This is a genomic window from Paenibacillus sp. J22R98 (assembly GCF_059383835.1).
Genome location: NZ_JBXENW010000015.1, coordinates 56,774 through 82,655, shown reverse-complemented (window position 1 = coordinate 82,655; position 25,882 = coordinate 56,774). Strand labels below are relative to the sequence as shown.

The following is a 25,882-nucleotide window of genomic DNA, read 5'->3' as shown; positions in this document are numbered from 1 at the left end:
CTCTCCATAAAAGTAGATTGGTTTCCGTTCGAAGCCAAAGCTTCGAATGGAGCATTCTACTAGATGAATTCGCTTGTTAGCTCATTCAAAAAACTAGCTTTGCGAAACGTTCGTTTCGCGATTTATGACCATTTGACTGGTCGCTCATTGTTCAGTTTTCAAAGAACAAATACTTGGTTTATTTCCTTCCGGCTCATGACCGGAATTAGATCTTACCATGAATCGAAACATGATTGCAAGCTTTATTTTTCAGCTTGTTTTGGCTTCGATCGCCGCTTCCAAGTTGATGTCTCGGAGGCAGAAATAGAATATACCATGGATGAATAGGATGTTGCAACTGTTTTTTTGAAATTATTTGTTCTAGCTGCTTGAATACTTATACCCCCTCTCCCGGTAGGCTAAACGAACACCTCCGATGCCATCAGTTTCTCAATATGATGAATGGCCACTGCTCTATCTGACACTTCCTTACCACTACTACGATTTAGTCTGCCGATACTGACGCAGCAAGGACAATTGCTTCGTAAGAAAAACCGGCGTATACGGCATGTCTTCACGAAGCCAAGAGATGATCGTGCCGATCATGGCCGAGGAACTGTACCAGATCGCAATATCTTTGTGAATCCCCGAGCTGGCGAAATCACGTTCACATCCAGGACGTTCAACGCTCTCCGTGATCAGCTTCGTCAACAGCTTCAGCAGCCGTTCCGTAAAGACCGTCGTTCGTTTCGCGGCAAGAATGACTTTATAGAACTTGAAATTCTCCGCGATGTGCTCTAGCAGATTGACCATCAACGGCCAATCCACTTCTTCCGCGACGCTCCGGTTCGGCTTCGGCGCATTGATGATCGAAGTAATTTCCTCAATCATATCGTCGGCCATCTTATCTAACATATCCGGCATGTCCCGATAATGCAGATAGAACGTCACTCGATTGAGCGTGGCACGCTCCGCGAGACGATTGACCGATATTTTCTCGATTTCCATTTCCTGCAGCAATTCGATAAAAGCATCGCGAAGCAACCGCCTTGTACGAAGAATGCGGGGATCGATCTGATCCTTGGCATGACCCATAGTAGCTACTTCCTCTCCCGCTAACTCTATATACTGTAAACTATACAACACGATGTAAATTAGGTCTAGCATACAAAATAACCGCATCCGAGCATAATGCCCGAATGCGGTCAGTCGTCGTACAAGATCCCGTATACTTACCCTTTCACAGCTCCCGCCGTTATCCCGGCAACAATCTTCTTATTGAAGAAAATGAATAACACGAGAGGGGGAAGCGTAATGAGCAGAATGTTCGTATAGAGCAGGTTGTATTGCGATATGAATTGACTCATGAAGTTGTAGAGCGTGAGCTGGACCGTTGCATTCTTAGAGCCAGGGAAGAAGTAAAGCGGGTTGGTAAAATCATTGAAGATCGCCACCGACGAGGTCACGATGATCGTCGCGTTCACGGGCTTCAACAGCGGAAATATGATTTGGAAAAACAATCGGAATCCCCCGCAGCCGTCAACCACAGACGCTTCATCGATCTCTCGGGGAATCGCGCCCATGAAGCCGCGGTACAGCAGTACGCCAAACGGAAATCCGAGTGCTACCTCGACCATGATGAGTCCCAGCATCGTTTTGAACAGGTGAAGCTTTTCCAGTACCCAGATCGTAGGCACGATCGCGGGGGGAATAATCAAACCCGCCAGCACGAAGAAGCTGATCCAAGGCGTTACCCGGTCGGAGCGTCTCTGCATAACGAAGCCCGCCATGGCGCACACCAGTAACAAGATGGCGATCGATAGGATCGTCAATGTCGTACTGTTCACGAAAGCGAGCACCAGCATATGATCGCGGGACTGGATCACTTCCTTGATGTTGCCCCACAGATGATTTGCCTTCGGCCATGCCATGTTGCTCAAGGAAGCGCCTCTCTCGTCTTTCATCGCATTCACGATCACGAAATAGAGCGGAATCCAGAAAATAAGAATCGAAGCCAACACCGCTCCGAATTCCAGGCTGAACCGGCGGAGCTTGCCCATCATAGGTCCACCTCTCTTCGGTTCAGGTAAAGCGACAGCGGGAATGCTAGCGCGGATACAAACAAAAACAGAATGACGTTGCCGGCCGTAGCCAGTCCATAGAAGCCGCCTTGATACTGCTTATAAATAATAGAGGCAATGACGTCGGTCGCGAACCCGGGCCCACCGCGCGTCATCGACCAAAGGATGTCGAAGCTGCGCAACCCGCCGATAAACGCCAATATAATAACCGAATTCGTTGCCGGCCGGCTCAGCGGAAGGATGATATTCCAGAACTTATGCCAAGCATTGCCTCCATCGATCTGGAGTGCCTCGTAATATTCCTCGGGAATAGACATGATACCCGCAATGTAAATGACAGTAGCAAAGCCGACACCCTTCCACACATCCACGAAAGCTACCGACAACAAGGCAATCCGCGTATCTCCCAGCCAATCCGGACCGGATATGCCAAAGTACGCAAGCGTCGTGTTGATCAATCCCTCCGTAGGATGCATAAGCGTACTGAAGGCGATACCGACGGCTATCGTACTTACCAAAGTCGGAAAGAACACGACGGATCTCAGATAATTTTTCGTTCTTATTTTCGAAGTAAGGAAGACGCCAAGCAGCAGTCCGAATACCACCTTCAAGCCGCAGGTGACGACCGCATAGATGAACGTATTCTTGAAGCCGATATTAAGCGATGACTCTTGGAAGAACGTCTTAAAGTTCTCAAATCCGATATAAGTCCAATCCTGAAGCGTCCAACGGGTCATGCTGAAGAAGAAGGACATGAACGTAGGCACAATGAAAATGATCAAGTAGATGATCGCCGCAGGCAGCAGGAAGTAGTAGGTATAGGTGCTTTTCCAAACCTTGTTCATTGCGATCCCCCTTGCTGGTATGGTTGAGATAGGCAGGCAGAGTACGAGGCCGATAAAGGGAAGGAGCTCCTGATGCTGCCCCTCCCCTTTGGCCTTCAGCGCTCATGCCATTGATTCTACCAGCCGGCGAGTCCGAGCTGCTGTGCTTGTTTCTCAACGTCCTTGTCGTACATTGCCGCTGCGTCAGCTGCTTTGCGTTGACCCGAACCAACCTCGACTGTGATCTGAGGGAGGTTAGGCCCTTTGACCGGAGAGACAAATTCAAGCGCCGGTGCGGTTTTGCCGGAATCGAAATACGGGAGCATATCTTTCACGACCTGCGGAACGTCGTCCGGGATCGCAGCGCCTTTAATAACATAAGGGCCGGTAGGCTTGGATACCTTACCCACTACAGCCATACCCTCAGCTGAGGCGATGAAAGCGACGAATTTTTTGGCTTCATCCGCATGCTGTGTGTTTTTGTAAATGTAAGCTGCCGTCGGCATCCACACCGTGAGTCCATTCTGGTCCGCATGATCGCCGGGCTGAGCGAAGAATCCAATGTCATTGATGCTTTCAGGATTGTTCTGTGCGATGGTCGGGATGACGAAGGTCAGCATCGGATAGTGCGCTCCCTTACCCTCGGCCAGCATCTTGAGCCCTGCATCTAAGTTGGCAGCAAGGTAATCCTTGTTCATGTAGCCCACCGTTTCTTCAAGCTTCTGGAAGCCTCTTAATGCGATAGGCGTTGTCGCATACTTCGCTTTATTCGCGGTATAGTCGGCTGCGAAGTTCGTATCGTCGGCTTGAACGTTGTAATAGTCAGCGAGCATGATCAACTGTGAGGTCCACGAATCCTTGTAGGTCCCAATAATGGCGGTAATGCCCGCATCCTTAATCTTCTTGTTGTTCGCCATCAATTCATCCCAAGTCTTCGGCACGGTCAGTCCGAGGTTCGCATAGATCTTCTTGTTGTAGAACCAGCCCCCGCCCATCGTTCCGTTCGTTGGCGCACCGAATTGTTTGCCGTTAAAGGTTACCGTCTGTTTGAAGGAGTCAATAACATCCGCTTCCCAAGGTTCACTTGAGACATCTAGAATATTCTCCTCCGGATTAAGCGCTTGCATAAGTGAGCCTGCGTTGTAGAAGAAGACGTCGTTCATATCACCTGTCGATAGGCGTGTCTTCACGAAGTTATCGCCTTCGCTGCCCGCCGGCCTGGTTTCCGTCTCGATAGTAATGTTAGGATTCTTCGCTTGGAATGCATCTACTAATGCTTTGGCTACATTAACGGAATCTTGCGAGTTATCGACCAGCAGCGTTAGCTTAACCTTTTCCTGCGAATTACTGGATTCGTTCGTCGACGAGGATGTGTTATCGGATTGTGTGGTGTTAGCAGCTGTATTGTCCTTGGTGTTGGTAGTGGTGTTGTTGTTGGAATTTCCGCAGCCGACAAGCAAGCCGGCAAATAACGAAACGCACGATAGGACGGCTACATATTTTCTCGATATTGCTGCATTCGACTTCGCCATGAACAATGTCCCCCTGAATAAGTATCGTTCGCCAAGAAAGAAGTAATATAGGGCCCGGGTACCCATATCCCTATTATAAGTCCCGCACTACATCACGTTCAGTGGGTCATTTCATTGTTCGACGTCCGTATTTTTTAGATCATTTCACGGTATTGGCCGGGTGTGGTGCCCGTGCATTTCTTGAATACTTCGGAGAAATGCCGATATGTATGATAACCGACTCGCTCGCTTACCTCATTCACCTTCAAGCCTCTGCGGAGGAGCATTTTAGCAAGCTCCATGCGGTATCGAGTCAGAAATTTGATATAGGTCTCTCCTGTTTCCTCCTTGAACAGCACGCTCAAGTAGGCGGCATTCATGCCCACGTGTTCCGCTACTTCCTGCAGGGACAAGTCCCGATTCACATGCTGCACGATATACGTACGAGCCCGCTCCACTGCGGAATTCTTCGGCGTTTGGTCATCTCCTAACGTTTGACCATCCAAGTGCGCCTTCTCCACTAACTCCCGCTGGCTCTCCTCCCATTTTCTGCGGATGTCCATCGTTTCTCGCTGACTGGTTATCTTGCTGACGGCCTTATGTAGAGATCGCTCCACGCTCTCATCCGTTATCGGCTTCTCCAGATAATCCGTAACGCCAAGCTGGATCGCCTGCTTCACATATTCAAATTCATTGAAGCCGCTGAATACGATGCAGCACGTATCCTCCGCTTCTCGCATGATTTCCTGGATCAGCTGCAGGCCATCCATCCCCGGCATTCGGATATCGGTCAATACAATGTCAGGCTTTACACGTCTGAACACCTCTAGCGCGGAAATGCCATCACCTGCTGTCCCGACGAGCTCTACCTCCAGCCCGGTCCAATCAATGAGCGTTCGCAAGGCTTCAATTACGATATATTCATCGTCAAACACAACGGCTTTAAGCACGGCTTACGCCTCCTCGCGAATCGGTTTGAATCTGACTTCCACCTTGGTGCCCACGCCTTCTTCGCTTGTAATTTCAAAAAAACTGCTCGCCCCATAATAAAGCTCTATTCGTTCCTTTACATTGGCAAGCCCATACCCTTGGCGAGTAACAGACATATCCGCGATTCCAACCCCATCGTCCTCGACGATGAATACGAGATACTCGCCCTCCCGTCTCCCGGAAACTTCTATCTTCCCTTCGCCGAGCTTCGGTTCAAGTCCATGGTAAATCGCGTTCTCCACGAGCGGCTGCACGATTAGCTTCAGAATTTCAATCCCCATGATGGATTCGTCGAAGTCAGCGCGATAGGTGAAGCGATTATTGTACCGGATGTTCTGTATCGTCATGTAGTGCTCAATATGCTGCACTTCCTTAAAGACCGGAATCGTCTCTTTTCCTTTATTCAAGCTGAGCTTGAAGCTCTCGGACAAGGAAAGCGCCATCTGAGCGGCCTCCTGATTCTTCTGTAAACGGGCCATCCAATAGATGGAATCCAACGTGTTATATAGAAAATGGGGCTTGATTTGCGCTTGGAGCGCGCGCAGCTCCGCTTCCCTCTCCTTCAGTTCCGAATGAAGCAGTCTCTTCGCCAGCTCCTCGTTCTCCGAGGAAATGCGCTTGAATGTCTCGCCGATTGTCCCCACCTCGTCTTTGGAGAATTTACTGTCGAATTCCCGGGCTCCTTTGTTCCAATCGACCATCATTTTCTTGATTTGAATAAGCGGTTTGGTGATCGTACCTGAGATGATAACCGACAGCAGCAGCGCGACGAGTGCAATTAATGACGCAATCAACGTGGTTGCCGTACCGATCCAATTCGACTGCTTGAGCAGTTCCTTCTTCTGAATCAGATGCAGTAACGTCCACCCCGTCGTCTGGTTGCGATACTGACTGACCAGATAACCTTGTTCGCGCAGCTCGCTCACGGTCGCTGACAGGCCGCTTGCCGTCTTCGGCAATTCGATCGTCTGCACCTCCGGATAGACCACTTGAAGCTCCTTCTCCGAGGAATCCACGGCCATGAACATGCCGTTATTATGGCTTTCGCTGAATACGCTGCCGAACATCGACTTGGATAGATTGATGATCAAGAGGCCGATCGCTCTGCCCTTCGGATCCCCCGAATCGCGGAACAGCTTGACTGTAGAGAACGTATGGGATGAATCTCCAAGTACATTGTAGTTGAAGAACACCACTTTCCCTTTGGCCGCAACGGCTCGTTTGTACCACTCCGATGCTTCAATATCTTGTTTCTTCGCAGCGGTTTCGTAAATACCCGCATCATCGGATTTGCCCAGACAATAGGTTTGGTAGTAGAGATCCAGCACGCACAACGAGTCGACGTAACGGGAATCGTAAGAATCGCTGTTGATGACCCGCTGCAGGCGATTGCTGGTCGTGGCATTCATCTCGCTTTGCTGCGTACTCGAATTGAGCTCGCTGCTGCGCAGATCATTGCGGATTTCATCGTTTAAGACGATCGAGCGGTTCAGGTTAAGCACGTTGCGGAACAGCAAATCGGCCACTTCATTGGACGTCTCCAGGTGGTCGATATTCGTCTGCGTATTGTTAAGCGTCAATGTATCTTTCGCGATATTAAAGGATATATAACCGAGGAGGAACAGAGGAGGAACGGACAACAGAATCATTGCGGCCAGAAATCGACTTCTGACTTTGCGGAAACGAAGCAGCGATAACAGCCTTGATGTCCATCTCATAGGTTTGGCGCCTGCCTTTGATATAATAAACGGTCTGACTGTGGAGATCAGGCCGGATTCTACTTCATTATATAGTATGAAGCAACGAGGTAAAGATTGGATAGTTCGGATTTCATAGAATCGAGGTTCGTTATTTTTGGATCGTCTGGTTGTATCCAGACACAGATTTGTGGTGTAACATGGAGGTACAAGTTTGCTATTCCCAGCTGTATCAAGGTTTTTCCGGCATTTGAGGACGCGGAATTTGATTGATGACATTACATAATCGGGAGTGAAATCGCATGATTAAACTTCTAGTCGTGGAAGATGAGACCGTTACCAGAAAAGGTCTAATAAAGCACATCAAGTGGAAAGAGCTGGGTGTTGATGTTGTCGAGGAAGCCAAAGACGGAGTAGAAGGCCTCGAAGTAGCTCGCCGCATGCATCCCGATATCGTGGTATCTGATATAAGAATGCCAGGCATGAATGGTATAGAATTCACTTCATCTCTCCGGGAACAGTTCCCTGAATGTAAAATTATCTATATGAGCGGATATTCGGATAAGGAGTATCTTAAAGCTGCTATTCGCTTCAATGCTGTCAGCTATGTCGAGAAACCTATTGTTATTGAAGAGCTGCAAGAGGTTATACAAAAGGCCGTACATCTATGTATGGAGAATCATAAAGTCAATCATATCAACATGGCGCTTTCAGACAGCCTGCCCTTCATCAGGCAGAACATCGTGAACGAGCTTATTCATAACCATATCGAATGTGATGAACTGAAACGAAATTTAAATCTTATCGGCGTACCTTTTGACCAAGGCGACTCTTATACGGTCTCCATCGTTGTCCCTTCCTTTGATGGGGACAAAACTACCAATGAAGTTAAACAAAGCTGCTGCAATAGCATCATCGAATTTCTGAATCACTCCTCGCACGGCTATACCCATTTAGCGGTTATGAAGGACTCCGGCACTATTTTGGTCCTATCCGCACATAAGCCGGAACGCAAGATTGACTTTGTTGCGATCTATTCTCTTCTCTCCGAGCATCTGAAGGAGCGAGGAATGACATGCTCAAGACTATCTTGGGTAGTTGGAGGCGCTTCACCCGAAGTGTCGAAAATACGTGATTCCTACGAGACAGCAGCCGGTTTCCTCAAACATCTTTTTTATTACGACTTTGGCACTGTTTTTTACGCTGCCAACAGAGAAGTCTCCGTATACCCGATCCATGCGGAAATTTTAAAATCTTATGCCGAGCTCTTACAGGAGCTTCATAAAGATAAAATCATCCAGTTTACCGAACAGTTATATAGTGTTATTAAGACAAAAACAGGAACTCCGGTAGACGAAGTCAAGAATCTATTCTATCAAATGATGCACATGCTGGTTGAGCAAGCTTCAAAGAGGGGATTACATCTAAGCACATCCGACCATCAGAAAGAAGAATATGATTGGGCGATAATGTCGCGAATCGATACGCTCAAGCATCTTAAAGGTTATTTCCAGAAGAAGGCCGCGTATCTCCTGGATCGTATCGAAAATATCGAATTGAGCAGCAGAGCCGTTCTTGATGTGATCAAATATATACGAAGCAACTATAGCGACAAGGAAATTTCCGTGAATCTGCTTGCCGAGCACGTTTACCTGACGCCTACGTATCTCTCATCCCTGTTTAGGAAAGAGACAGGCAAAACCATCAGCGAGTTTATTACGGAGGTCCGAATTGAGAATTCGGCCAATTTGTTAATGAAGCCGCAAGCCAAGCTTTATGAGATCGCCGATCGATCAGGCTATAACGATGCCAATTATTTTACAAAGGCCTTTAAGAAAATAACGGGAATGACACCAACGCAATTTAGGAGAAAACACAAATCGTGAAAAAACGGTCCCGGGCTCTAGTCGGATTTTTTACGCATATGAATATTAGGGGAAAACTGCTCATCTCCTATTTCATTCTCATCTTCTTGCCACTGGCGCTGCTGACTACGATATCCTACACAAATGTATCCAGTGATTACGAGAAACAAATTCTCCATTCCGCAGATCAGTCGTTCGACCAAGCCTATACGTTTCTAAACTATAAGGTAAACACGCTAATAAAGGCATCCGATGTCATCTATTTCAATGCCGATGTTCAAACGATTCTGGCAAGAAACAAGGAAGAGTTCGAGAATGATTATGTGCAGCAGAACATCGACCGGTTGAAATTGGAAAATTTTCTAAGCAGCTTCCAAAATACCGAGGATGTCTACCGGGCGGGTCTGTACGTTCCCGGCTGGATGATGTATGCAGCGCAGAGCTTCAACTTCTATGATAAGGACAGCTTCTCGCATACGCAAAGCTACAAAATGCTCATGTCATCCAAGGATAAGGTCAGCTGGCTTCCACCCCATAGCATTAAAAACAACAGCAGCAACCTCGATCCGGTACAGGTGATTTCTCTCATCAGAAAAATCCGAAATACGGAGCAGACGACGGAATTCATCGGTATTATCGAGCTGAATATCTTAAAAGAAACGATTGAAAAGATGATTCAAAAGGCTAATATCACCTATGACGGCGTCGTCTATATTCAAAACTCCCATGGCGAAATCATAAGCTGCTCGAACCTGCTCAATTTCAATCGCATCGACCCGAACACGGAGCTTATCAAGGAACTTCAGAATAACGACACCTTATGGAATAACGCGAAATTCGGCAACAGCGATTTCGTTATTAAAGCAAGAGCGATCGAAAATACGGATTGGACGATGGTGACGGCGATTCCGTTTACGGAAATATACGCGCAAAGCATCCGAATTCGAGATCTCATGCTTGTATTGATGCTGATATGCGGACTAGTCTCTTATGGGCTTGCCTATTTCATTACAGGCGCTACCGTCAAGAGAATCCAACTGCTGAGGAAAAAAATGAGATTGGTCCAGGAAGGCTTTCTTAACGTGGAAGTGAACTCCAAAATTCACGATGAGATCGGCGACTTAACCGACAGCTTCAATCATATGGTCAAGCGAATCAAGCTTCTGGTGGATGAACAATACCAGAACGGCAAGGAGATCAAGAATCTGGAGCTCAAAGCTCTCCAGGCGCAAATCAACCCGCATTTTCTGTACAATACGCTTGAAATGATCAACTGGAAAGCCATTGACAATGACGTACCTGAGATTGCCGTCATCTCGCAATCGCTGGCCAAGTTTTATAAGCTAAGTCTGAATAAGGGCAAAGATATCGTAAGTCTCGAGGATGAGCTCGATCATATCCGCATCTATGTCAAAATTCAGAATCTGCGATTTGACGATAAAATCAAACTGGCAATCGATATTGACCCTGGCTTATATAGCTGCAATATCCTGAAACTAATTCTCCAGCCGATTGTCGAAAACTCCATTATCCACGGCATTAGAGAAGACAGGGATAAAGATAGAGGCTCCATTACGATCACAGGATTTCTGGACAGAAATGATCTGGTCTTGACCGTCAAGGACGATGGCGTGGGAATGCCGCAGGAAAAAGCCGAAGAGATCCTTGCAAACGGAAACGCAGCCGATGAAGTCCATGGCTATGGCGTGCGAAACATCAACCATCGGATCAAGCTCTGCTACGGCCAGGAATACGGCCTAACCTACCGCTCCTCGCCGGGAAACGGAACGTTGGTCGAAATCAGAATCCCGGCTGTACGTACCGCTGGATAACAAAAGGTTCAGGAAGGGGCAATCCCCTCCTGAACCTTTTGTCCATCTACTTCCCGTTAGCTATTTATTGGCTGCAAGAAAGGCATCCAGCTGTTTCTGCATTTCGGCGATGATCTTATCCGAGCCGGCATTTTTGATTTTATCGACCAGCGTCTTCAGACCTTGTTCCGGATCTTTAATATAGCCATAGTTGAGCGGAAGCGCGTACTGCTGCACGACGTTATTAACGGCAGCCATTTCGTTTTTGACAGGCTCGAAATCAGGCGTGAAGAGCGCATAAGGATTATCGAGTGCCCTGTCTGCCAGCTGCTTTCTCACTTCATTAATGTTCGGCGGAGAGTCGACAGGCTCTTTGTAGAACTCAGGCGACTTAAAGCCCCAGGAGCAATAGCCTTCAGGTGCAAAGCCGTCCAAATCTAGTGCTTTCAGCTTGTTGTCCGCGGTAATCTCATAATGTTTGCCCTCGATGCCGTAAGTGAGGAGGTTATAATAGCTTTGATCCGTTCTTAGCAATTCCAGGAACATCAGCGCCCGCTCAGGGTTGGCGGCCGATGCCGGGATCGCCATTCCATCCTGCATGGCAGACGTTTTATACGTGTATTTGCTGTTCGGGAAGAATCTGACATCCCAATCCGGATGCTTCATGTAAGCACCTTTCCAGGAATCCTGGTTATGCAAATTGCTGGCCGCTTTTCCGTTCTCGAACATCTTGTCGTCTTTATTGGACAAGATCGATTTGGACCAGTAGTTTTTATCGCCCCACTCCTTCATTTTCTTGTAGTAATCCGAAATGCCATCGGTTTCATACAAGTCCACGATTTTAGCGGAAGCATCATCCATGCTCACCATAAACGGGGAGTACTGCGTCGCCAGGATGTTATAGTAGCCATTTGCGTTTGCGTAATAGCTTTCAAGACCGCCCGACGAGCTAATCTGACCGCTTGGATCCAGCTGCGAATCGTTCTTCACGACGGCATCCAAATATTTGCCGTAATCATCCAAGTTTTCGATCGTTTTCAAACCGTATTTGTCCATCAAGTCGCCACGTACGATATAGCCCATGTCACCATACTGGTAGAATTGCGCAGGCATGGCGTAGAGATGGCCGTCAACTTCTGTCTGTTTATACGCATCAGGGGTGATTTGAGCCAAGCTTTTCGGCGCATACGTCTTAGCCAGATCTTCAATCGCCAGGAAAGCGCCTTTTCGAGCATTGGAATAGAAATTCGTCCACGTGGATGCGTAAATCAGATCGATCGGTTCGCCTGAAGCCAGGAGCAGCGGATATTGCGTGCCGAAATCGGCCCAGCCCACCCAGTTTACTTTTACGGTAGCATTCAAATCCTTCTCGAGCTTCTTGTTTACTTCGGCAAGCACCATGTCGTAATCCTTAGCAGGCGAGCCGATCAGGTACATGTTCAATTCAACCTTCTTGGAAATATCCACAGCTGTATTACCGGCATTTTCTTTTGAGCTGCTTGTATTGCCGTTTGAGTCATCGGATTCCGCACCGCCGCAGCCTGTAAGCACAAGCCCCATACTGAGTGCCACACTTAAAAGCAATGTTAGTGCTTTTGTCTTCCTCACACGTACTCCCCCTTAAAAATGTTGTTTATACGATAAACCGGATGAACCGAGATTATCCTTTTATTGCTCCGACGGTAAGACCCTTCACGAAATACTTCTGTACATAGGGATAGACGAGGATAATGGGGCCTGTAGCAATAACCGCCATAGCCAGCTTTAGGGATAAGGTAGGGACATCAATCATGGATACGCTTGCTATGCTGGATAGTCTGGATATGGCTTCGGACGATTGCAGCGTCGAGAACAACAAATATTGAAGGGGATATAACTTAATATCCGTTATAAAAAGCATGGCGTTATACCAATCGTTCCAATATTCCAGAGCATAAAACAGTCCGATTGTCGCAAGCCCGGGTTTCGTTAGCGGTAAAATCAGCTTTAAAAAAATGGTGAAGTCTCCCGCTCCGTCGATTTTTGCGGATTCGCTTATGGAATCGGGTATCGAGCTTATAAAGGTTCTCATCACGATCAAATAAAACACATTGATGATCAGCGGGATGATTAAGGAAAGCAGGCTGTTTTTCAAATGCAGGTATTTGACGAAGAAGATGTACAACGATAGAATCCCGCCATTGAACAACGTGGTGAAGTAAAAGAAGAACGCAAGCTTGTTTCGATATAAGAAATCCTTTCTGTTCAGCACATAAGCAGTCATCGAAGTAACAAACAGTCCTACGCCGGTTCCAACCACCGTAATGAAAATGGATACTCCATAGGCCCTTAAGATGTCCTCGGGGTACTTGAATAGGACTCTATAAGCCTGTAAAGAAAATTCAGATGGGATGATACCGTAGCCATGCTGCGTAATGGCACTTTCCGAAGTGAATGATCCGGACACCAGCATTTCAAATGGCAGCAGGCATAGAACTACAGCCACGATAACAACCGAATAGCTGATTATGTTGAATAACAGATACGTGCCTTCAATCTTCTTGTGCGCCTTTTCATTCGTGCCGGTAGCATAAGGTTGCTGCATAGTTCTCCTCTCCTGTTCCTAAAACAGAGCGTTGTCCGGTTTGGTCTTTCTGATGATTCCATTCACCACCATGATCGTGACGAAGCAGAGCACGGATTGATAGAAGGTGGCCGCAGCCGGCATCGCGATATCGCCGCTTGTAATCAGCGATCTGAATACGAACGTGTCGATTACATCGGTGGCGTCAAAGAGCTGGCCGTTATTCCCGACAATCTGGTAGAACATCTGGAAGTCGCCGCGTAATATTCGGCCCAGATTCAATAGGAAAATGATGAATATCGTTGGCATGATCGATGGAATGGTGATGTAGAATATTTTCTGAAATATATTGGCCCCGTCGATTTCCGCCGCTTCAAAGCACTCGGAATCGATGCTGACAATAGACGCAATATAGATAACCGACGTATAACCAACCCATTTCCACGCGTTAAAAAAGCAAATGATGAATACCCATACATAAGGCATGCTGTACAGATTAACCGGATCCAGGTTCAACGCTTTAAGCACCGTATTCAGCGTTCCGGTCTCATAGTTGAAGATGTTGAAAACAAAGACGCCAACAATCGTCCACGAAATAAAGAAGGGCAAGAAAATGATCGATTGCGATATTTTCTTGAAATACCGGCCTCTCATCTCATTGATAAAAATCGCGATCATAATGGCAGACAATTGCGAGGTTACAAGATTCAGCATGTTGTAGAGGATCGTATTTCTCGTTACCAATAAGCCTGTTCCGGAAGTAAAGAAATATTTGAAGTTCTCGAACCCATTCCATGGACTGCCAAACACGCCAAGGTTAAACCTGTAATCCTTGAATGCCAGTATGATTCCGGCCATAGGGATATAAGCGATCAAGAGAATCAAACAGATCGCAGGTAAAGCCATCAGAAATAAGGTTCTGTTTTTCCGGAGTTCATAGAGAAAGCCGTGCTTGTTCAAACCTGTTCACTTCCTTCGTCTGCAAGTCATATGGGAACTAGTAGCAAACCCTGTCCATATACAGCTTGATAAAAGCTTCCGAATCCACGTTCTTGGCAGCCTGGATGACGGACTGTTCCGCATTTCCGCGCCAGTAGAGTGCGGTTTTGTTATAAGTCGCCCCGCGTGTAAACTCACCTTGGGTCTCCACAACAATCTCATCCCGTTGGAATTCCAGAATTTTATCGTCAAATACCGCGCAAATCGCCAGAGGATCATGCATCATCGGATAGTGATCCGTTACCTGCTGCCACCTTCCGACTAATTCGCGAATATAAGCGGCCGACCGTTTAGGCTTGGTGAACAACCGGTCGACATCTTCTTTGGTCAGGATACATTGAACCGTAACATCCAGTCCGACAGCCTTAATGGGAATACCCGATTCGAACACGATTCTGGCGGCTTCCGGGTCGCATCTGATATTCCATTCACTGAGGTGGCTGTAGAAACAACCGCCCATCATTACGATTTCTTTCACCTTCGTTTTGAGCTCCGGCTCTTTAAGGATAGCAATCGCAATATTGGTCAAAGGACCGATCGGCACTAATGTGATATCCCCTTCGGATTTCATGACCGTATTGATAATGAAATCTATCGCATCTGTACCGTAGCCCTCCGCATGTCCGTCCTTTTCTTCAGAGAATTGGTTCGGGATCTCGTTCAAGTCAACCTTGTTGAGGATCGGACTTCCGATTCCGGCGTATACGGGAATATCCGACCGACCGGCCATCTCGAGCATGTTAACCGCTAGTTTTGCCCTGGCTGTCACATTTTTGAATACCGTCGTGATACCGATAACATCCAGTTCAGGCGACTCGAGAGCAAACGCGATCGCCAGTGCATCGTCGATATCATCGCCAATATCCGTATCTATAATTATCTTTGTTCTGTCCATCATTCATCCTCCGTATCATCAAATGAAAGGGCTTACAATTGCTTACAAGTAATATTGTAGTCTTAAATCAGAAACGGATATATAAACAAAAATATGATAATAAGTAAAAATATACGATGTTTTGAGCGGCCTCCTATTCGCCTCTTAAACTCTTAAACAACAGAAAAAAACCTTGATAGACCAAGGTCATCAAGGTTTTGGGGCTATTCGTTATGATCGGTTTGGAAGAACAACTTCGATCTTCTCTCCCGGCAAACAAGCATAGGTCAACGTTACTTCATTCACGTCCACTTGAATTTGGAGTCCACTCTCCGTTCTAGTCACATGAAGATCAAAGTTTCTTCCGAAGGCTTGAATGGAACGGAGGGCCATGGTGTTCCACTCCGCAGGAAGCTGCGGCGCGCATGTGAAGGAATCTAACCCTGACGGCTTGATGCCAAAAACCCCTTCCGTAAAGATACGGCAGTATAACGCGCTCTCTGCAGATAAATGTCTTTGGTTTCCTTCCGGGAACGCCTCAACCGCATAGGGTACGTGGTCGCCCAGCAGCCTTCTTCTTGAGTAAGCTTTAAGATATTGATGCGATTGATCGACTTCTCCCGCCATGAATGTCGCCTGAAAACCATATAGCGTAGAGCGATCCCAGAACGTCTTGTCTCCAGACTGCGTGGCGAGGCCATCCATCGTCCACAGATTAGGCGAATATAACGCTCTGACAGTGCCCTCTTTGCGATCCATGATTCCCATAGTCAGAGGCAGACAAATCCAAGAACGTAATTTATCATTGCCCTCATAGTAACGATAGGTTTCGTATCCATCGACGGTTGCGCCGAAATAACGTTCAATGGCCTGCCTTACTTGGATTGCTTCCGCACTATACGTTTCGTCCATCGTTTCTTCACCCAAAGATCGAGCTAGTTTAGAGGCTGCGCATAAAGCCCCGTAATAGAGAGAAGAAGTAGAGAGATTAGCTTTCCCCGTAGGAAATCTGCCCTCCAACTCATCCGAGTCGGATGCAACCACGCCTTCAACCGTAAGCATCCGTTTGCAGTATTCCAAACACCATTGAATGGCCGGCCACAATTCCCGGGCAATCGATACATCTCCCTGGGCTAGCGTAAATAAGGAGGCACCATAAGCATACATTGCCGCATCTCCCCGGTCTCCGGCACCCTCCCATACATCAACACCTTCCGCAATGATAGAGGAAGGAATACGCGAGTAGTCAGGACCCATGAAAGCGCGATATAGACGGTAGCAATTTAAGGATGCCTCGATTCCTGCGCTGTGCCCCAGATACGGAAAGAATGGACCGACGTACTCCGCTTGATCGTTGGCCCAGATAGCTGCATAATAGGAGCCTCCCCCGGGTCCGTGCATTAAACCGCCTTTTGTCGCGAATATGCTCTCCGACGCCCGCAGCTTAGCGAATTCAAACATTTGGTTTAGAACGGGATCAGGTGTTTCAAGCTGCAAAGTGGAACGAATTTGACTTACAAACCCCTCTCGCTTCTCCTCTTCTTCACGCCCGTTATAGACTTGAACAGAGTCGAGCAGCTTCCTTCCGCTGATCGTCAAATAGAAGGAAAAAGCCTCATCCGGCTGTAATGTCACTTCCGAAGGCGCATCGTGGATCACATCAAGCAGATAGATTCCATAGACTCCTCTCCTGGTGTGAGAATGAGCCAGAGAAGAGATTTCTATCGTCATGGGCTCCCGTGAATCATTAACAAGCGTGTATTTCTCCATCGCCGCGCTGCAATCCGTGGTTGGGAAGAGCAAATGCTCGATACGAAGCTTGTTGTCTGTTCGGCACTTAATGGCAAGCAATCCATTAAACGTTACTTCGTAGGGTTTCTCCGATCGCACCCGCTCGCCGTTGATTGTGATAGCTGGTAGGATCTCCGAGCCATATTCTTGTATTAGGCTGGCATGTGTATCATTAGGAATCGTCCTGAGCATGGGCCAGATCACGCCACGCTTCAGTACCAATTCTCCTTGTTCATCAATTCCATAATGGACGATCATGGATATTCGCTTCCCGCTCATTTCAATATGATCCTCGTGCGGAAGTCTTGTCTCGTTCTTAATCTCCCATGTGATCTGATGCTGACTGTTTAGCGACCAACGGTTGACTGTTTGGATTGCATTCATAGTTATCACCTCTCTGGTATTCGTTCGATTCCCTGCTGATATCATCTCTTATATTAGGGTACGCTAGGAAAATTGAGGATGTACATACCCTCACGGCATTGTCTTTTTCATCACTAAATGACAACGTTTACATCAATATACCAAACGCGGTTCGGCGTTACTACTCCATTCCAAGATGAACAAGCTCCATCCTCCATTGCCACAAAACCGTCAAACGCTTCCCATTGTGCATCATTGCCCATTGTGCAATAATAATCCCATGTTCATTATTGCCCATTGGGCAATAGGAGTGCTAAAGGTACGAATATGAAGTGAGGTGAAGGCCTACGGCCGATACACATGAATAAGCAAAGCTTGCGTGATGTCAAAAGAGAAGCAACCGCAAATCTACTTGCCGAAGCCGCATTTGATCTCGCACTGGAAAACGGGATGGACGGTTTTGTTGTCGAGGATGTTGTGCAGCGCGCGGGATATTCGAGAAGAACGTTCGCGAATCACTTTTCCTGTAAAGAAGAAGCTGTAGTGATGGGGGCATCTGCCTTTAATAACGTCGATGAAGTGAATGATTTGCTCGAGAACCTGGCCGATCATGCTACTCCGCTTGAGGTTTTGGAGCATCTGGTCAGGATGGAGCTTACAGCCGGTTTATTTCAAAAGACACGTGAGCTCGTCAAGCTTTCCAAAACTTATCCGACGTTAGAGCCTTATATCCTTAGTTCACTCCACCGTCATCAAGGTGATGCCGAGGAATTGCTGCTGGACTTATTCCAGGAACAATATGCGAATAGCTACATCCAACTGCTCGTTGGCGCCGTATATGGTGCTGCACTGCCAATGCTGTATGGGAGCAGCAACATCCTGTTTCCCGGTCAACCAAAGGATGAGTCATCAGAATCCATCTTGTTAGATCACTATCTGAACGAAATGTTTGGCTATTTAAAAAACGGTTTCCAAATGGTTGTACCGAAATAGCAATTTCTATATAAAAAGGAGAACCACACTGTTATGTCTACATTCCTGTACAGAATAGGTAAAACGGCTTACAACAAGCCTTGGCATTTCATTATTGCCTGGATCGCCATTCTTGGTGTTGTAGGTGCGCTTATTGGCATTAATGGCATCCACACCAGCTCCGAGATGAAGATAAAAGGTACGGAAGCACAAAGGGTACTCGATCAGCTGGTCGAAGAATTGCCGCAAGCTTCCGGCGGGCAAGCAAGCGTTGTCTTCACTGCGCCTAAAGGCGAACGTCTGGATACGCCAGATAGATTACAAGCCGTTACTAAAGCAATCCAAGACGTATATGGAATTGAGTATGTCATTAATCCTGCTGAAGCGGCAGCAGCAGCAGGCGCAACGGCTGCTGACAGCACGCAAGCAAGTGAAACGAACCAAACCGCTTCAGCAGAGCAGCCTCCGTATGGTCCGCTGATCGTGGATGGAAATCCCGTACCCGGCGTGATGATTTCCGCCGACGGCAACGTAGCTTTGTTCCAGTTCCAGTTTACCGTTCAGCAAATGTCGCTGCCCCAAGAGGTTATCGATACTGTCGTGAAGTCTGTTACTGCAGTTGAACAAGCTAACTTAGGCATTAAAGCATTGCCAAGCGACACGCTTGTAGGCAAACCGGCAATTGGCGCTACCGAAGGGATCGGGATTGTTGTTGCAGCGGTCGTGCTGTTCATCACACTTGGCTCTGTCGTTGCAGCCGGTCTGCCGCTCGTAACAGCACTCCTTGGTGTAGGTATAAGTATTGGAGGTGCTTATTCCCTCTCCAAATTTATTCCGATGACGGATATCACGCCTGCACTTGCCATGATGGTTGGTTTGGCCGTTGGGATCGACTATTCCTTATTCATTGTGAATCGTCAGCGCCGCATGATCTTGGATCAAGGCTTAAGCGCACGAGAAGCTGCGAGCAGAGCGGTTGGCACTGCGGGCAGCGCCGTATTCTTCGCAGGATTGACCGTTATTGTTGCGTTATGCGGGATGGTGGTCATGAATATTGATTTCCTATCCGCTATGGCACTCGTGGCGGCAGCCAGCGTCTTCATCAATGTACTGGTAGCCTTGACGCTGCTGCCGGCATTGCTTGGTCTCGTTGGTGAACGCATCTGTTCGGTCAAAGCGCGGAAGAACAATAAGGAACAGGCGAAGGTAGCCCGTCAAGGAGTAGCACATCGCTGGGCGAACGGCGTTGTGAAACGCCGCTGGCTCGTCATCATAGGTGTCATTGTTATTCTCGGGGCTGCTGCCGTTCCGGCGGCCGAAATGAAATTAGGCATGCCTTCCGGAGATACGGCAAACCTGGATACGGCACAAAGACAAAGCTACGACGCCATCTCCGCCGGCTTTGGTGAAGGCTATAATTCTCCGTTGCTGCTGGTTGCAGAACCTTCCGGCTCTTCGGATAAGATTACGCCTGAAGTGCTGGGCAAGCTTGTTCAAGCTATTCAGAAGCATCATGATGTCTCCATCGTAACGCCAATGGGGATCAACCAGACCGGGGACATCGGCATCATTAGCGTCATTCCTAAATCCGGTCCGACGGACGAAGCAACGAGCAATCTCGTTCAAGACCTTCGCGCTAAAGACTCCAGCATCTCACAAAGTAACAACGTGACGATTGGCGTGACCGGTTTTACAGCCATTAACATCGATATGTCAGCCAAATTGGCTGAGGTATTCCCGCTCTATATCGGCATTATTCTCATCCTGTCGCTGATCATTCTGCTTCTCGTATTCCGGTCGATTCTCGTACCGGTTAAAGCAACGATTGGGTTCCTGCTCAGCATCGTGGCTACCTTCGGGATTACGACAGCAGTCTTCCAATGGGGCTGGCTGCATGCTTGGTTTGGCTTCGACACCGGCGGCCCGCTTCTCAGCTTTATGCCGATCATGGTATCCGGTATTCTGTATGGTCTTGCGATGGATTATCAAGTATTCCTTGTCAGCTCTATGCGTGAAGCCTATGTCCATGGGCATAAAGGAACTACCAGTGTCGTCGAAGGCTACCAGCAAGCAAGCCGTGTCGTCGTGGCGGCAGCCGTCATCATGGTGTCGGTCTTCGCCGGGTTCATTCTGACCGAAGACATCATGCTGAAGCAGATCGGTTTCGCCCTCACCATCGGCATTCTGATTGACGCCTTCTTCGTTCGAATGGCGCTTGTTCCCGCGATTATGGCTGTCTTCGGCGATAAAGCATGGTCGATGCCGAAATGGCTTGACCGTATGATCCCGAACCTGGATGTAGAAGGCGACAAACTGATCGCAGAGCTCAAAGCTGCGAATACGAAAGATACTAAGGATTTGAAGAAGGCTGCACCAAGCCGGGCACATTAATTAAAAGAAAGGACCACTGCAGAAGCAGTGGTCCTTTTTTCGTCGATAGCTTACTTATAAGCACGCATCGCTTTAAACAGTTCTTTCATCGAAGGCTTCTTCCCATACATCAGCACGCCTGCGCGATAAATCTTCGCGGACAACCAGCCTGCTGCCAGAATGGAAGCCAGCAGCGTTGCAATGGACAGCCATACTTGCCATAGCGGCGGATCGGACAGGCCGAGCCGGGAGACCATGGCGTAGGGAGCGAAGAATGGAATAAACGAGCACACCTTCATGAGCAGCGATCCCGGATTGTTCATTCCGCCGAAGATGCAGATGTAGAAGCCGGCGAGTGACAGCATCGTAATGGGCAGCACCGCCTGGCCCAGATCCTCCGTGCGGCTGACGATGGAGCCGACTGCCGCGAAGAGCGTAGCGAACAAGAAGTAGCCCGTTAGGAAGAACACCAGCGCATAGGTCACCAGAACCGGATCGATATCGTTCAGCGAAATACCCAGATCGCCGAGTTTATCACTATTCTGCGGCAAAGTCATATTGATCACAATGACCACGATATATAACGCCAGCTGCAGCAGCACGACGAGAAACATCCCGAAGATTTTGCCGAACATCGCTTTCAGGGGCGAGACGCTTGTGATGAGAATCTCCATGACACGGGAGCTCTTCTCCGCCGTAATCTCGCTTGCGATCATTTGACCGCTGATCATAATCGCCATGAACAGCATAATAATGATCACGTACACCGTTCCGAAGTCCATGCCTTGCTGGGCCTTCGTCTTCCCTTGTCCAATTGAGCCTGCACCTTCCACAGTGGAAATTTGCACGGAATCCAGCTCAATCGGCTTCGTCAGGAGCGCCTTCACATCGTCGCTCAATCCGCCTCCGCCAATGACCGCCTCCATCTTGACCACCTGAAGTGCAGCGGACAACGACGACGACACCTTCGATTCCATCAAGCTCTCAGACTTATACGTAATGGCAGGGAAATCGCTCTCCTTGCCTGGCGAGAATTCGATATAGCCGTGAATGACATCATCGGCAATGGCCTGCTTCAGGGCTTTCTCGTTTGCATCTGCCGAACCGGCGTCTGCAATGGGAACCAGCTTCAGTTCCGGCTTCTCCTGCTTCCCATAGTAAGTATTCAGCATATTGGCAATTCGCGTGGAGGTGAACAGCTCTGATTTGGCTTTCTCACTCGTGCTGTCCAAGTAGCCAACCGCAGTCGGCTTCCCTTCGCCGCTAAATTGAGAGATTAAATACGGTAAATTGATAACAATACTCATGATGACTGCAATGATAAGCGTCGTAACGAGAAAAGCTTTCCCTCTCAGTTTGTTCTTCGCCGTAAAGCCTACAACTGTCCAGAAACCGCTATTCATGGCTCTCACCTACTGTCTTAATAAAGATTTCATTGAGCGTTGGTTCCAAAATTTCAAAGCGCTGCACGCCGGTTTGCGCCATGGCCAGCTCCAGCACAGGGCGACCCGCCGCCTCGTCATTGATCAGCAGCTCATAACCATACTCCTGACGTTTCACGTTCATGACACCGCCAACCGATTCAAGGCCGGAAACGTCGCCGTCCGTTGCCAGAATAATGCGCTCCCGCGGAAACTTCTTCTTGATGGCTTTCAGATTACCTTGCAGAACCGTGTTCGATTTATGCAAAATCGTGATGTTGCGGCACAGCTCCTCCACATGCTCCATCCGGTGGGTCGAGAACAAGATACATGAACCGGCATCACGCAATTCCTTAACCGTCGACTTCAGCAGCTCCACGTTGACCGGATCCAATCCGCTGAACGCTTCATCCATGATAACGATGCGCGGCTGGTGGATGACAGCAGCGATGAACTGGATCTTCTGCTGATTCCCTTTGGACAGCTCCTCTACCTTCTTGCCGTAGTACTCCGGTACGCCGAACCGATCCAGCCAGCGCTTCAGGTTCTGATCGGCATCCCGCTTGGACATGCCGCGCAGCTGGGCGAGATAAATGATCTGATCGGACACCTTTACTTTCGGGTACAGACCGCGTTCCTCAGGCAAGTAGCCGAGTCCCTTCAACTGCTCTTTCCCATACGCTTTGCCATCATATCGAATGCTGCCGGAATCCGGATAGATCAGACCAAGTACCATACGCATCGTCGTTGTTTTGCCGGCGCCGTTGGCACCAAGCAGTCCATAAATTTCTCCCGGTGCAACCTCGAGGCTGATGCCATTTACTGCCGTCTTATCTCCATATTGCTTATAAACTTGTTCAATCGACAACGCATTCATCTTCTATAAAACTCCCCTCGCATGTTCGATATGATACTGCAAAATCTCATCGAGCTCGCTCCGCCATCTCTTTATACGTGTTTCCTTCCGCAATGGTAGCATGAATTACCAATCTCATAAACAAACGAGCCGACTCTCTCGAAAATAATAAATATCTTCTCTCTTAAATCCATACTTGCCATTCTTTAAGCTAATATGCGGCTCAAAGGTAAACAGCGACGCCTCGCTGAGCATCGTCGTGTTTCCCAGCTCGAAATATAGTCCGACATTACATGCAAAATCGAGATTTACGTAGCCCCAATCCCATAATACCAGAAAGAATCGATTCCCTTACTGCGCATGAAGCTTTCGGCTCTGTGAACGATGTCACGCTCCGTTACTCCTTTACGAATAAAGGTTTGTAAGTCATTCATCGTTTCTCTCGCAATCGATTGGACTAGGCGGTAATTGGCCAAATGCTCCATGTGCACGCTGCCCCACTTTCTTCCTGTGCTTATATAAACCAGTAATGCCAACGATCAGTACGCTCACGGAAGAAATGAACCGAAGGATGAATGCTTTTAGAATAGCGGCATCATCCGGCCCATTGCCGACGGGACCAACCCGTGGCCTGTACGCATCCCAATAGGCCAATATGGCCAAACAAATCATAATAGACGCCGCGACTATGACGAACACGTATCGCTTCAATGGGCTTCTCTCCTCACTGCTGGTCAGGTTACTCCATTATAAAAAACCAGTTCCGTTCTTGTAAACAATTGGAAACAAAAAAACACCTTGCCAGAGCATCATACCTGCTCTCGTTTGGTGCCGGGTTTCTCATTTACTTGATTTACGATACGAATAATCTCTTCCTGCTCTTTCATTTTTGCAGCAATATCATAGTAGATATCGCTGAGCTGCGGCGGCGGAGACTCATCATCATTATAAATACCCGGGAAGCTCCCCAACCGCTCCTGCTTAGAGCTGCGAAGAGGCGGAAGCTTGGCGATCTCACGTTTCAAGATAAAGCGAAGAAGCAGTGCCGATACAAGCATCGTAGCTCCCGACTTCCAAGAGTCCGTAAATCCCAGCACCAAGATCGCGAATAGAATCGCCGGATAAATAAACAGCAGCGTAAAAAGCAGGATTAGAAGTTTTGTCAGGAATGATTTGAAAACCTCCATACGTACCACCCCTGCCCCAGTTGTTACTTATGTGTATGCCGCGAGGGGTTATCCATATTAAAATAGAACTATAAAACGAGTATACAAGGAGGCATTACTTTGACAGCAATGATCTTGTCAGGTGAACCGAGCGCTATCGTCATCCGAACGGAGGACAGTTGGCAAACACTTGCCCGTGCCGGAGCGGATAGATGGGAAGCGGCGGGACTGGCACTTACGATGAAACGCAGAGGGAATGTCATCTCGCTTGAGCTGGAAGCGCCAATTCTGCCCGTTCGCACAATCAAACTGCGCTGGAATGAAACGCCGGCAGGAAATCTGCTCCTCCTCGGCGATCACTGGGAGCGCGGTTACGGAGACTTGGAATGGCGAGGTATCGTGCCGGAGCGCGTAATGCCTTGGTATTTTCTCGCTCACGATGGGCTGCGCACAGCAGGTTACGGTGTGAAGACAGGCGCGAATTCGCTCTGCTACTGGCAGCTTGATTCAGATGGCATAACGTTCACTGCTGATGTCACGAGCGGCAGCGGCGGCGTATGTCTTGGTGCGCGTACACTTGCGGTTGCCGATATCATTTATGATCCGGGCACGCTTGGCGAAACGCCTTTCGCAGCGGCAAGGCGTTTCTGCGCCTTGATGTGTGACAAGCCTTTAATGCCGAAGCAGCCCGTATATGGCGGCAATAACTGGTACTATGCCTACGGGGAAAGCTCTCATAGGGAGATTTTAGAAGATTCGCGGTTTATTTCTTCGTTATCTTCGAATACGCTCAATCGTCCGTATATGGTCATTGACGATGGCTGGCAGTCAGCCAAAGACGACGGCGGCAGCTGTAATGGCGGACCGTGGATAGGGAACAGCAAGTTCCCTGACATGGAACGGCTCGCCGGTGAAATGAAAGAGATCGGCGTGAAGCCCGGCCTCTGGTTCCGTCCGCTCCTGACGACAGAGCAGGTACCTGCAGAGTGGATTCGTTACAAGGAAGCATCCACCGGCGGCAGTGTGCTCGATCCTAGCATTCCGGGCGTACTGTCCCATATCCGCGAATCGGTAGAACGAATGGTAGGTTACGGATTCAATATGCTGAAGCATGATTTTACGACGTACGATATGCTCGGTCAGTGGGGCTTTACGATGAAATCGAAGCCTCATGCACTGCCTTATCCGTTCCATGATCGTTCCAAGACAACCGCCGAAATTACGCTCGAGTTATACCGTACAATTGCCGAAGCTTCCGGGCAGGCGGACATTATTGGCTGCAACACCTTTAGCCATCTTTCCGCAGGACTGTTCGAGATTCAGCGGACCGGCGATGATACAAGCGGACGCTGGTGGGAGCGGACTCGCTACATGGGCGTGAACACGATGGCTTTTCGCATGACGCAGCATGGCACCTTCTATAGCCACGATGCGGATTGCCTGGGCTTAACGAAGGACGTGCCATGGGCTTACAACCGGGAATGGCTGCGCCTGCTTGCCGGCAGCGGCACTCCGCTGTTCGTTTCGGCCGATCCGGCCATCGTTTCGAAGGAGCAGGAGCTCGCACTGCGCGCCGCTTTTGAACTGGCGGCTCAGCCGCTGCCGGTTGGCGAGCCGCTGGATTGGCTGCGCACGACATGTCCGAGCCGCTGGGTGCTGGGCGGTGAAGAAACTTCGTTCCAATGGAACGAGGTTTCCGCAGAGCTGCTGGATGAGAAGGATAACGGCTGGTGGGTATAGTCGCAATTA

The 25,882-nt window shown here is 48.5% G+C and carries 21 protein-coding genes; 5 read left to right on the top strand and 16 right to left on the bottom strand.

Annotation, left to right across the window (positions count from 1 at the left end; genetic code table 11):
- Nucleotides 1-477: 477 nt before the first annotated feature.
- The 6 genes from AC50Y3_RS28480 to AC50Y3_RS28455 form a co-directional block, all read right to left on the bottom strand.
- Nucleotides 478-1,074, bottom strand: a complete 597-nt coding sequence (locus AC50Y3_RS28480; protein ID WP_494822086.1) for a TetR/AcrR family transcriptional regulator — start codon at nucleotides 1,072-1,074, stop codon at nucleotides 478-480.
- 137 nt (nucleotides 1,075-1,211) lie between these two features.
- Entirely contained in the window at nucleotides 1,212-2,042 is an 831-nt protein-coding gene (locus AC50Y3_RS28475; RefSeq protein ID WP_494822085.1) for a carbohydrate ABC transporter permease, read from the bottom strand.
- Nucleotides 2,039-2,905, bottom strand: a complete 867-nt coding sequence (locus AC50Y3_RS28470) for a carbohydrate ABC transporter permease (RefSeq protein ID WP_494822084.1) — start codon at nucleotides 2,903-2,905, stop codon at nucleotides 2,039-2,041. Before AC50Y3_RS28470 ends, AC50Y3_RS28475 begins: the two co-directional genes overlap by 4 nt.
- Before the next feature lie 116 nt (nucleotides 2,906-3,021).
- Entirely contained in the window at nucleotides 3,022-4,416 is a 1,395-nt protein-coding gene (locus tag AC50Y3_RS28465; protein WP_494822083.1) for an ABC transporter substrate-binding protein, read from the bottom strand.
- Between the two features lie 134 nt (nucleotides 4,417-4,550).
- Nucleotides 4,551-5,345 (bottom strand): response regulator transcription factor, encoded by a 795-nt coding sequence (locus AC50Y3_RS28460; RefSeq protein WP_494822082.1) that lies wholly within the window; start codon nucleotides 5,343-5,345, stop codon nucleotides 4,551-4,553.
- 3 nt (nucleotides 5,346-5,348) lie between these two features.
- Complete coding sequence (locus AC50Y3_RS28455; RefSeq protein ID WP_494822081.1) at nucleotides 5,349-7,103, bottom strand: cache domain-containing sensor histidine kinase; 1,755 nt, start codon at nucleotides 7,101-7,103, stop codon at nucleotides 5,349-5,351.
- 299 nt (nucleotides 7,104-7,402) lie between these two features.
- Between AC50Y3_RS28455 and AC50Y3_RS28450 the strand changes: the two genes are divergently transcribed.
- Together AC50Y3_RS28450 and AC50Y3_RS28445 are read left to right on the top strand one after the other, a co-directional pair.
- Nucleotides 7,403-8,968: a response regulator gene (locus AC50Y3_RS28450; protein ID WP_494822080.1), complete on the top strand. Its 1,566-nt coding sequence runs from the start codon at nucleotides 7,403-7,405 to the stop codon at nucleotides 8,966-8,968.
- Nucleotides 8,965-10,779 (top strand): sensor histidine kinase, encoded by a 1,815-nt coding sequence (locus AC50Y3_RS28445; protein WP_494822079.1) that lies wholly within the window; start codon nucleotides 8,965-8,967, stop codon nucleotides 10,777-10,779. Before AC50Y3_RS28450 ends, AC50Y3_RS28445 begins: the two co-directional genes overlap by 4 nt.
- 60 nt (nucleotides 10,780-10,839) lie before the next feature.
- Here the strand turns inward: AC50Y3_RS28445 and AC50Y3_RS28440 are convergent, their stop codons facing one another.
- The 5 genes from AC50Y3_RS28440 to AC50Y3_RS28420 all read right to left on the bottom strand — a co-directional run bounded on the left by AC50Y3_RS28440 (nucleotide 10,840) and on the right by AC50Y3_RS28420 (nucleotide 17,369).
- Entirely contained in the window at nucleotides 10,840-12,366 is a 1,527-nt protein-coding gene (locus tag AC50Y3_RS28440) for an ABC transporter substrate-binding protein (RefSeq protein WP_494822078.1), read from the bottom strand.
- A gap of 52 nt (nucleotides 12,367-12,418) precedes the next feature.
- Nucleotides 12,419-13,342 carry a carbohydrate ABC transporter permease gene (locus AC50Y3_RS28435; protein WP_494822077.1) on the bottom strand — a complete coding sequence of 308 codons (924 nt, stop codon included), beginning with the start codon at nucleotides 13,340-13,342 and terminating at the stop codon, nucleotides 12,419-12,421.
- An 18-nt stretch (nucleotides 13,343-13,360) separates the two neighbouring features.
- Entirely contained in the window at nucleotides 13,361-14,281 is a 921-nt protein-coding gene (locus AC50Y3_RS28430) for an ABC transporter permease (RefSeq protein ID WP_494822076.1), read from the bottom strand.
- Nucleotides 14,282-14,318: 37 nt separating this feature from the next.
- Entirely contained in the window at nucleotides 14,319-15,218 is a 900-nt protein-coding gene (locus tag AC50Y3_RS28425; RefSeq protein ID WP_494822075.1) for a nucleoside hydrolase, read from the bottom strand.
- A gap of 207 nt (nucleotides 15,219-15,425) precedes the next feature.
- The gene (locus AC50Y3_RS28420; protein ID WP_494822074.1) at nucleotides 15,426-17,369 is read right to left on the bottom strand and encodes a glucosidase family protein; all 1,944 of its coding nucleotides are present in this window, start codon (nucleotides 17,367-17,369) and stop codon (nucleotides 15,426-15,428) included.
- Nucleotides 17,370-17,708: 339 nt separating this feature from the next.
- Here AC50Y3_RS28420 and AC50Y3_RS28415 point away from each other — a divergent pair, with 339 nt between their 5' ends.
- Complete coding sequence (locus AC50Y3_RS28415; protein ID WP_494822073.1) at nucleotides 17,709-18,341, top strand: TetR/AcrR family transcriptional regulator; 633 nt, start codon at nucleotides 17,709-17,711, stop codon at nucleotides 18,339-18,341.
- 33 nt (nucleotides 18,342-18,374) lie between these two features.
- Nucleotides 18,375-20,711, top strand: a complete 2,337-nt coding sequence (locus tag AC50Y3_RS28410; protein WP_494822072.1) for an MMPL family transporter — start codon at nucleotides 18,375-18,377, stop codon at nucleotides 20,709-20,711.
- Between the two features lie 50 nt (nucleotides 20,712-20,761).
- Here AC50Y3_RS28410 and AC50Y3_RS28405 read toward each other — a convergent pair whose 3' ends face one another.
- The 5 genes from AC50Y3_RS28405 to AC50Y3_RS28385 all read right to left on the bottom strand — a co-directional run bounded on the left by AC50Y3_RS28405 (nucleotide 20,762) and on the right by AC50Y3_RS28385 (nucleotide 24,154).
- Nucleotides 20,762-22,093, bottom strand: coding sequence for an ABC transporter permease (locus tag AC50Y3_RS28405; RefSeq protein ID WP_494822071.1), 1,332 nt, complete (start codon nucleotides 22,091-22,093; stop codon nucleotides 20,762-20,764).
- Nucleotides 22,086-22,988 (bottom strand): ABC transporter ATP-binding protein, encoded by a 903-nt coding sequence (locus AC50Y3_RS28400; protein WP_494822070.1) that lies wholly within the window; start codon nucleotides 22,986-22,988, stop codon nucleotides 22,086-22,088. Before AC50Y3_RS28400 ends, AC50Y3_RS28405 begins: the two co-directional genes overlap by 8 nt.
- Nucleotides 22,989-23,275: 287 nt before the next feature.
- A complete protein-coding gene (locus AC50Y3_RS28395; protein ID WP_494822069.1) occupies nucleotides 23,276-23,401 on the bottom strand; it encodes a hypothetical protein in 126 nt (41 codons plus the stop codon).
- Nucleotides 23,394-23,678 carry a hypothetical protein gene (locus AC50Y3_RS28390; protein ID WP_494822068.1) on the bottom strand — a complete coding sequence of 95 codons (285 nt, stop codon included), beginning with the start codon at nucleotides 23,676-23,678 and terminating at the stop codon, nucleotides 23,394-23,396. Before AC50Y3_RS28390 ends, AC50Y3_RS28395 begins: the two co-directional genes overlap by 8 nt.
- Nucleotides 23,679-23,776: 98 nt before the next feature.
- Nucleotides 23,777-24,154, bottom strand: coding sequence for a hypothetical protein (locus AC50Y3_RS28385; protein WP_494822067.1), 378 nt, complete (start codon nucleotides 24,152-24,154; stop codon nucleotides 23,777-23,779).
- 108 nt (nucleotides 24,155-24,262) lie between these two features.
- Here AC50Y3_RS28385 and AC50Y3_RS28380 point away from each other — a divergent pair, with 108 nt between their 5' ends.
- A complete protein-coding gene (locus AC50Y3_RS28380; protein WP_494822090.1) occupies nucleotides 24,263-25,873 on the top strand; it encodes an alpha-amylase family protein in 1,611 nt (536 codons plus the stop codon).
- The last annotated feature ends 9 nt before the right edge of the window (nucleotides 25,874-25,882 follow it).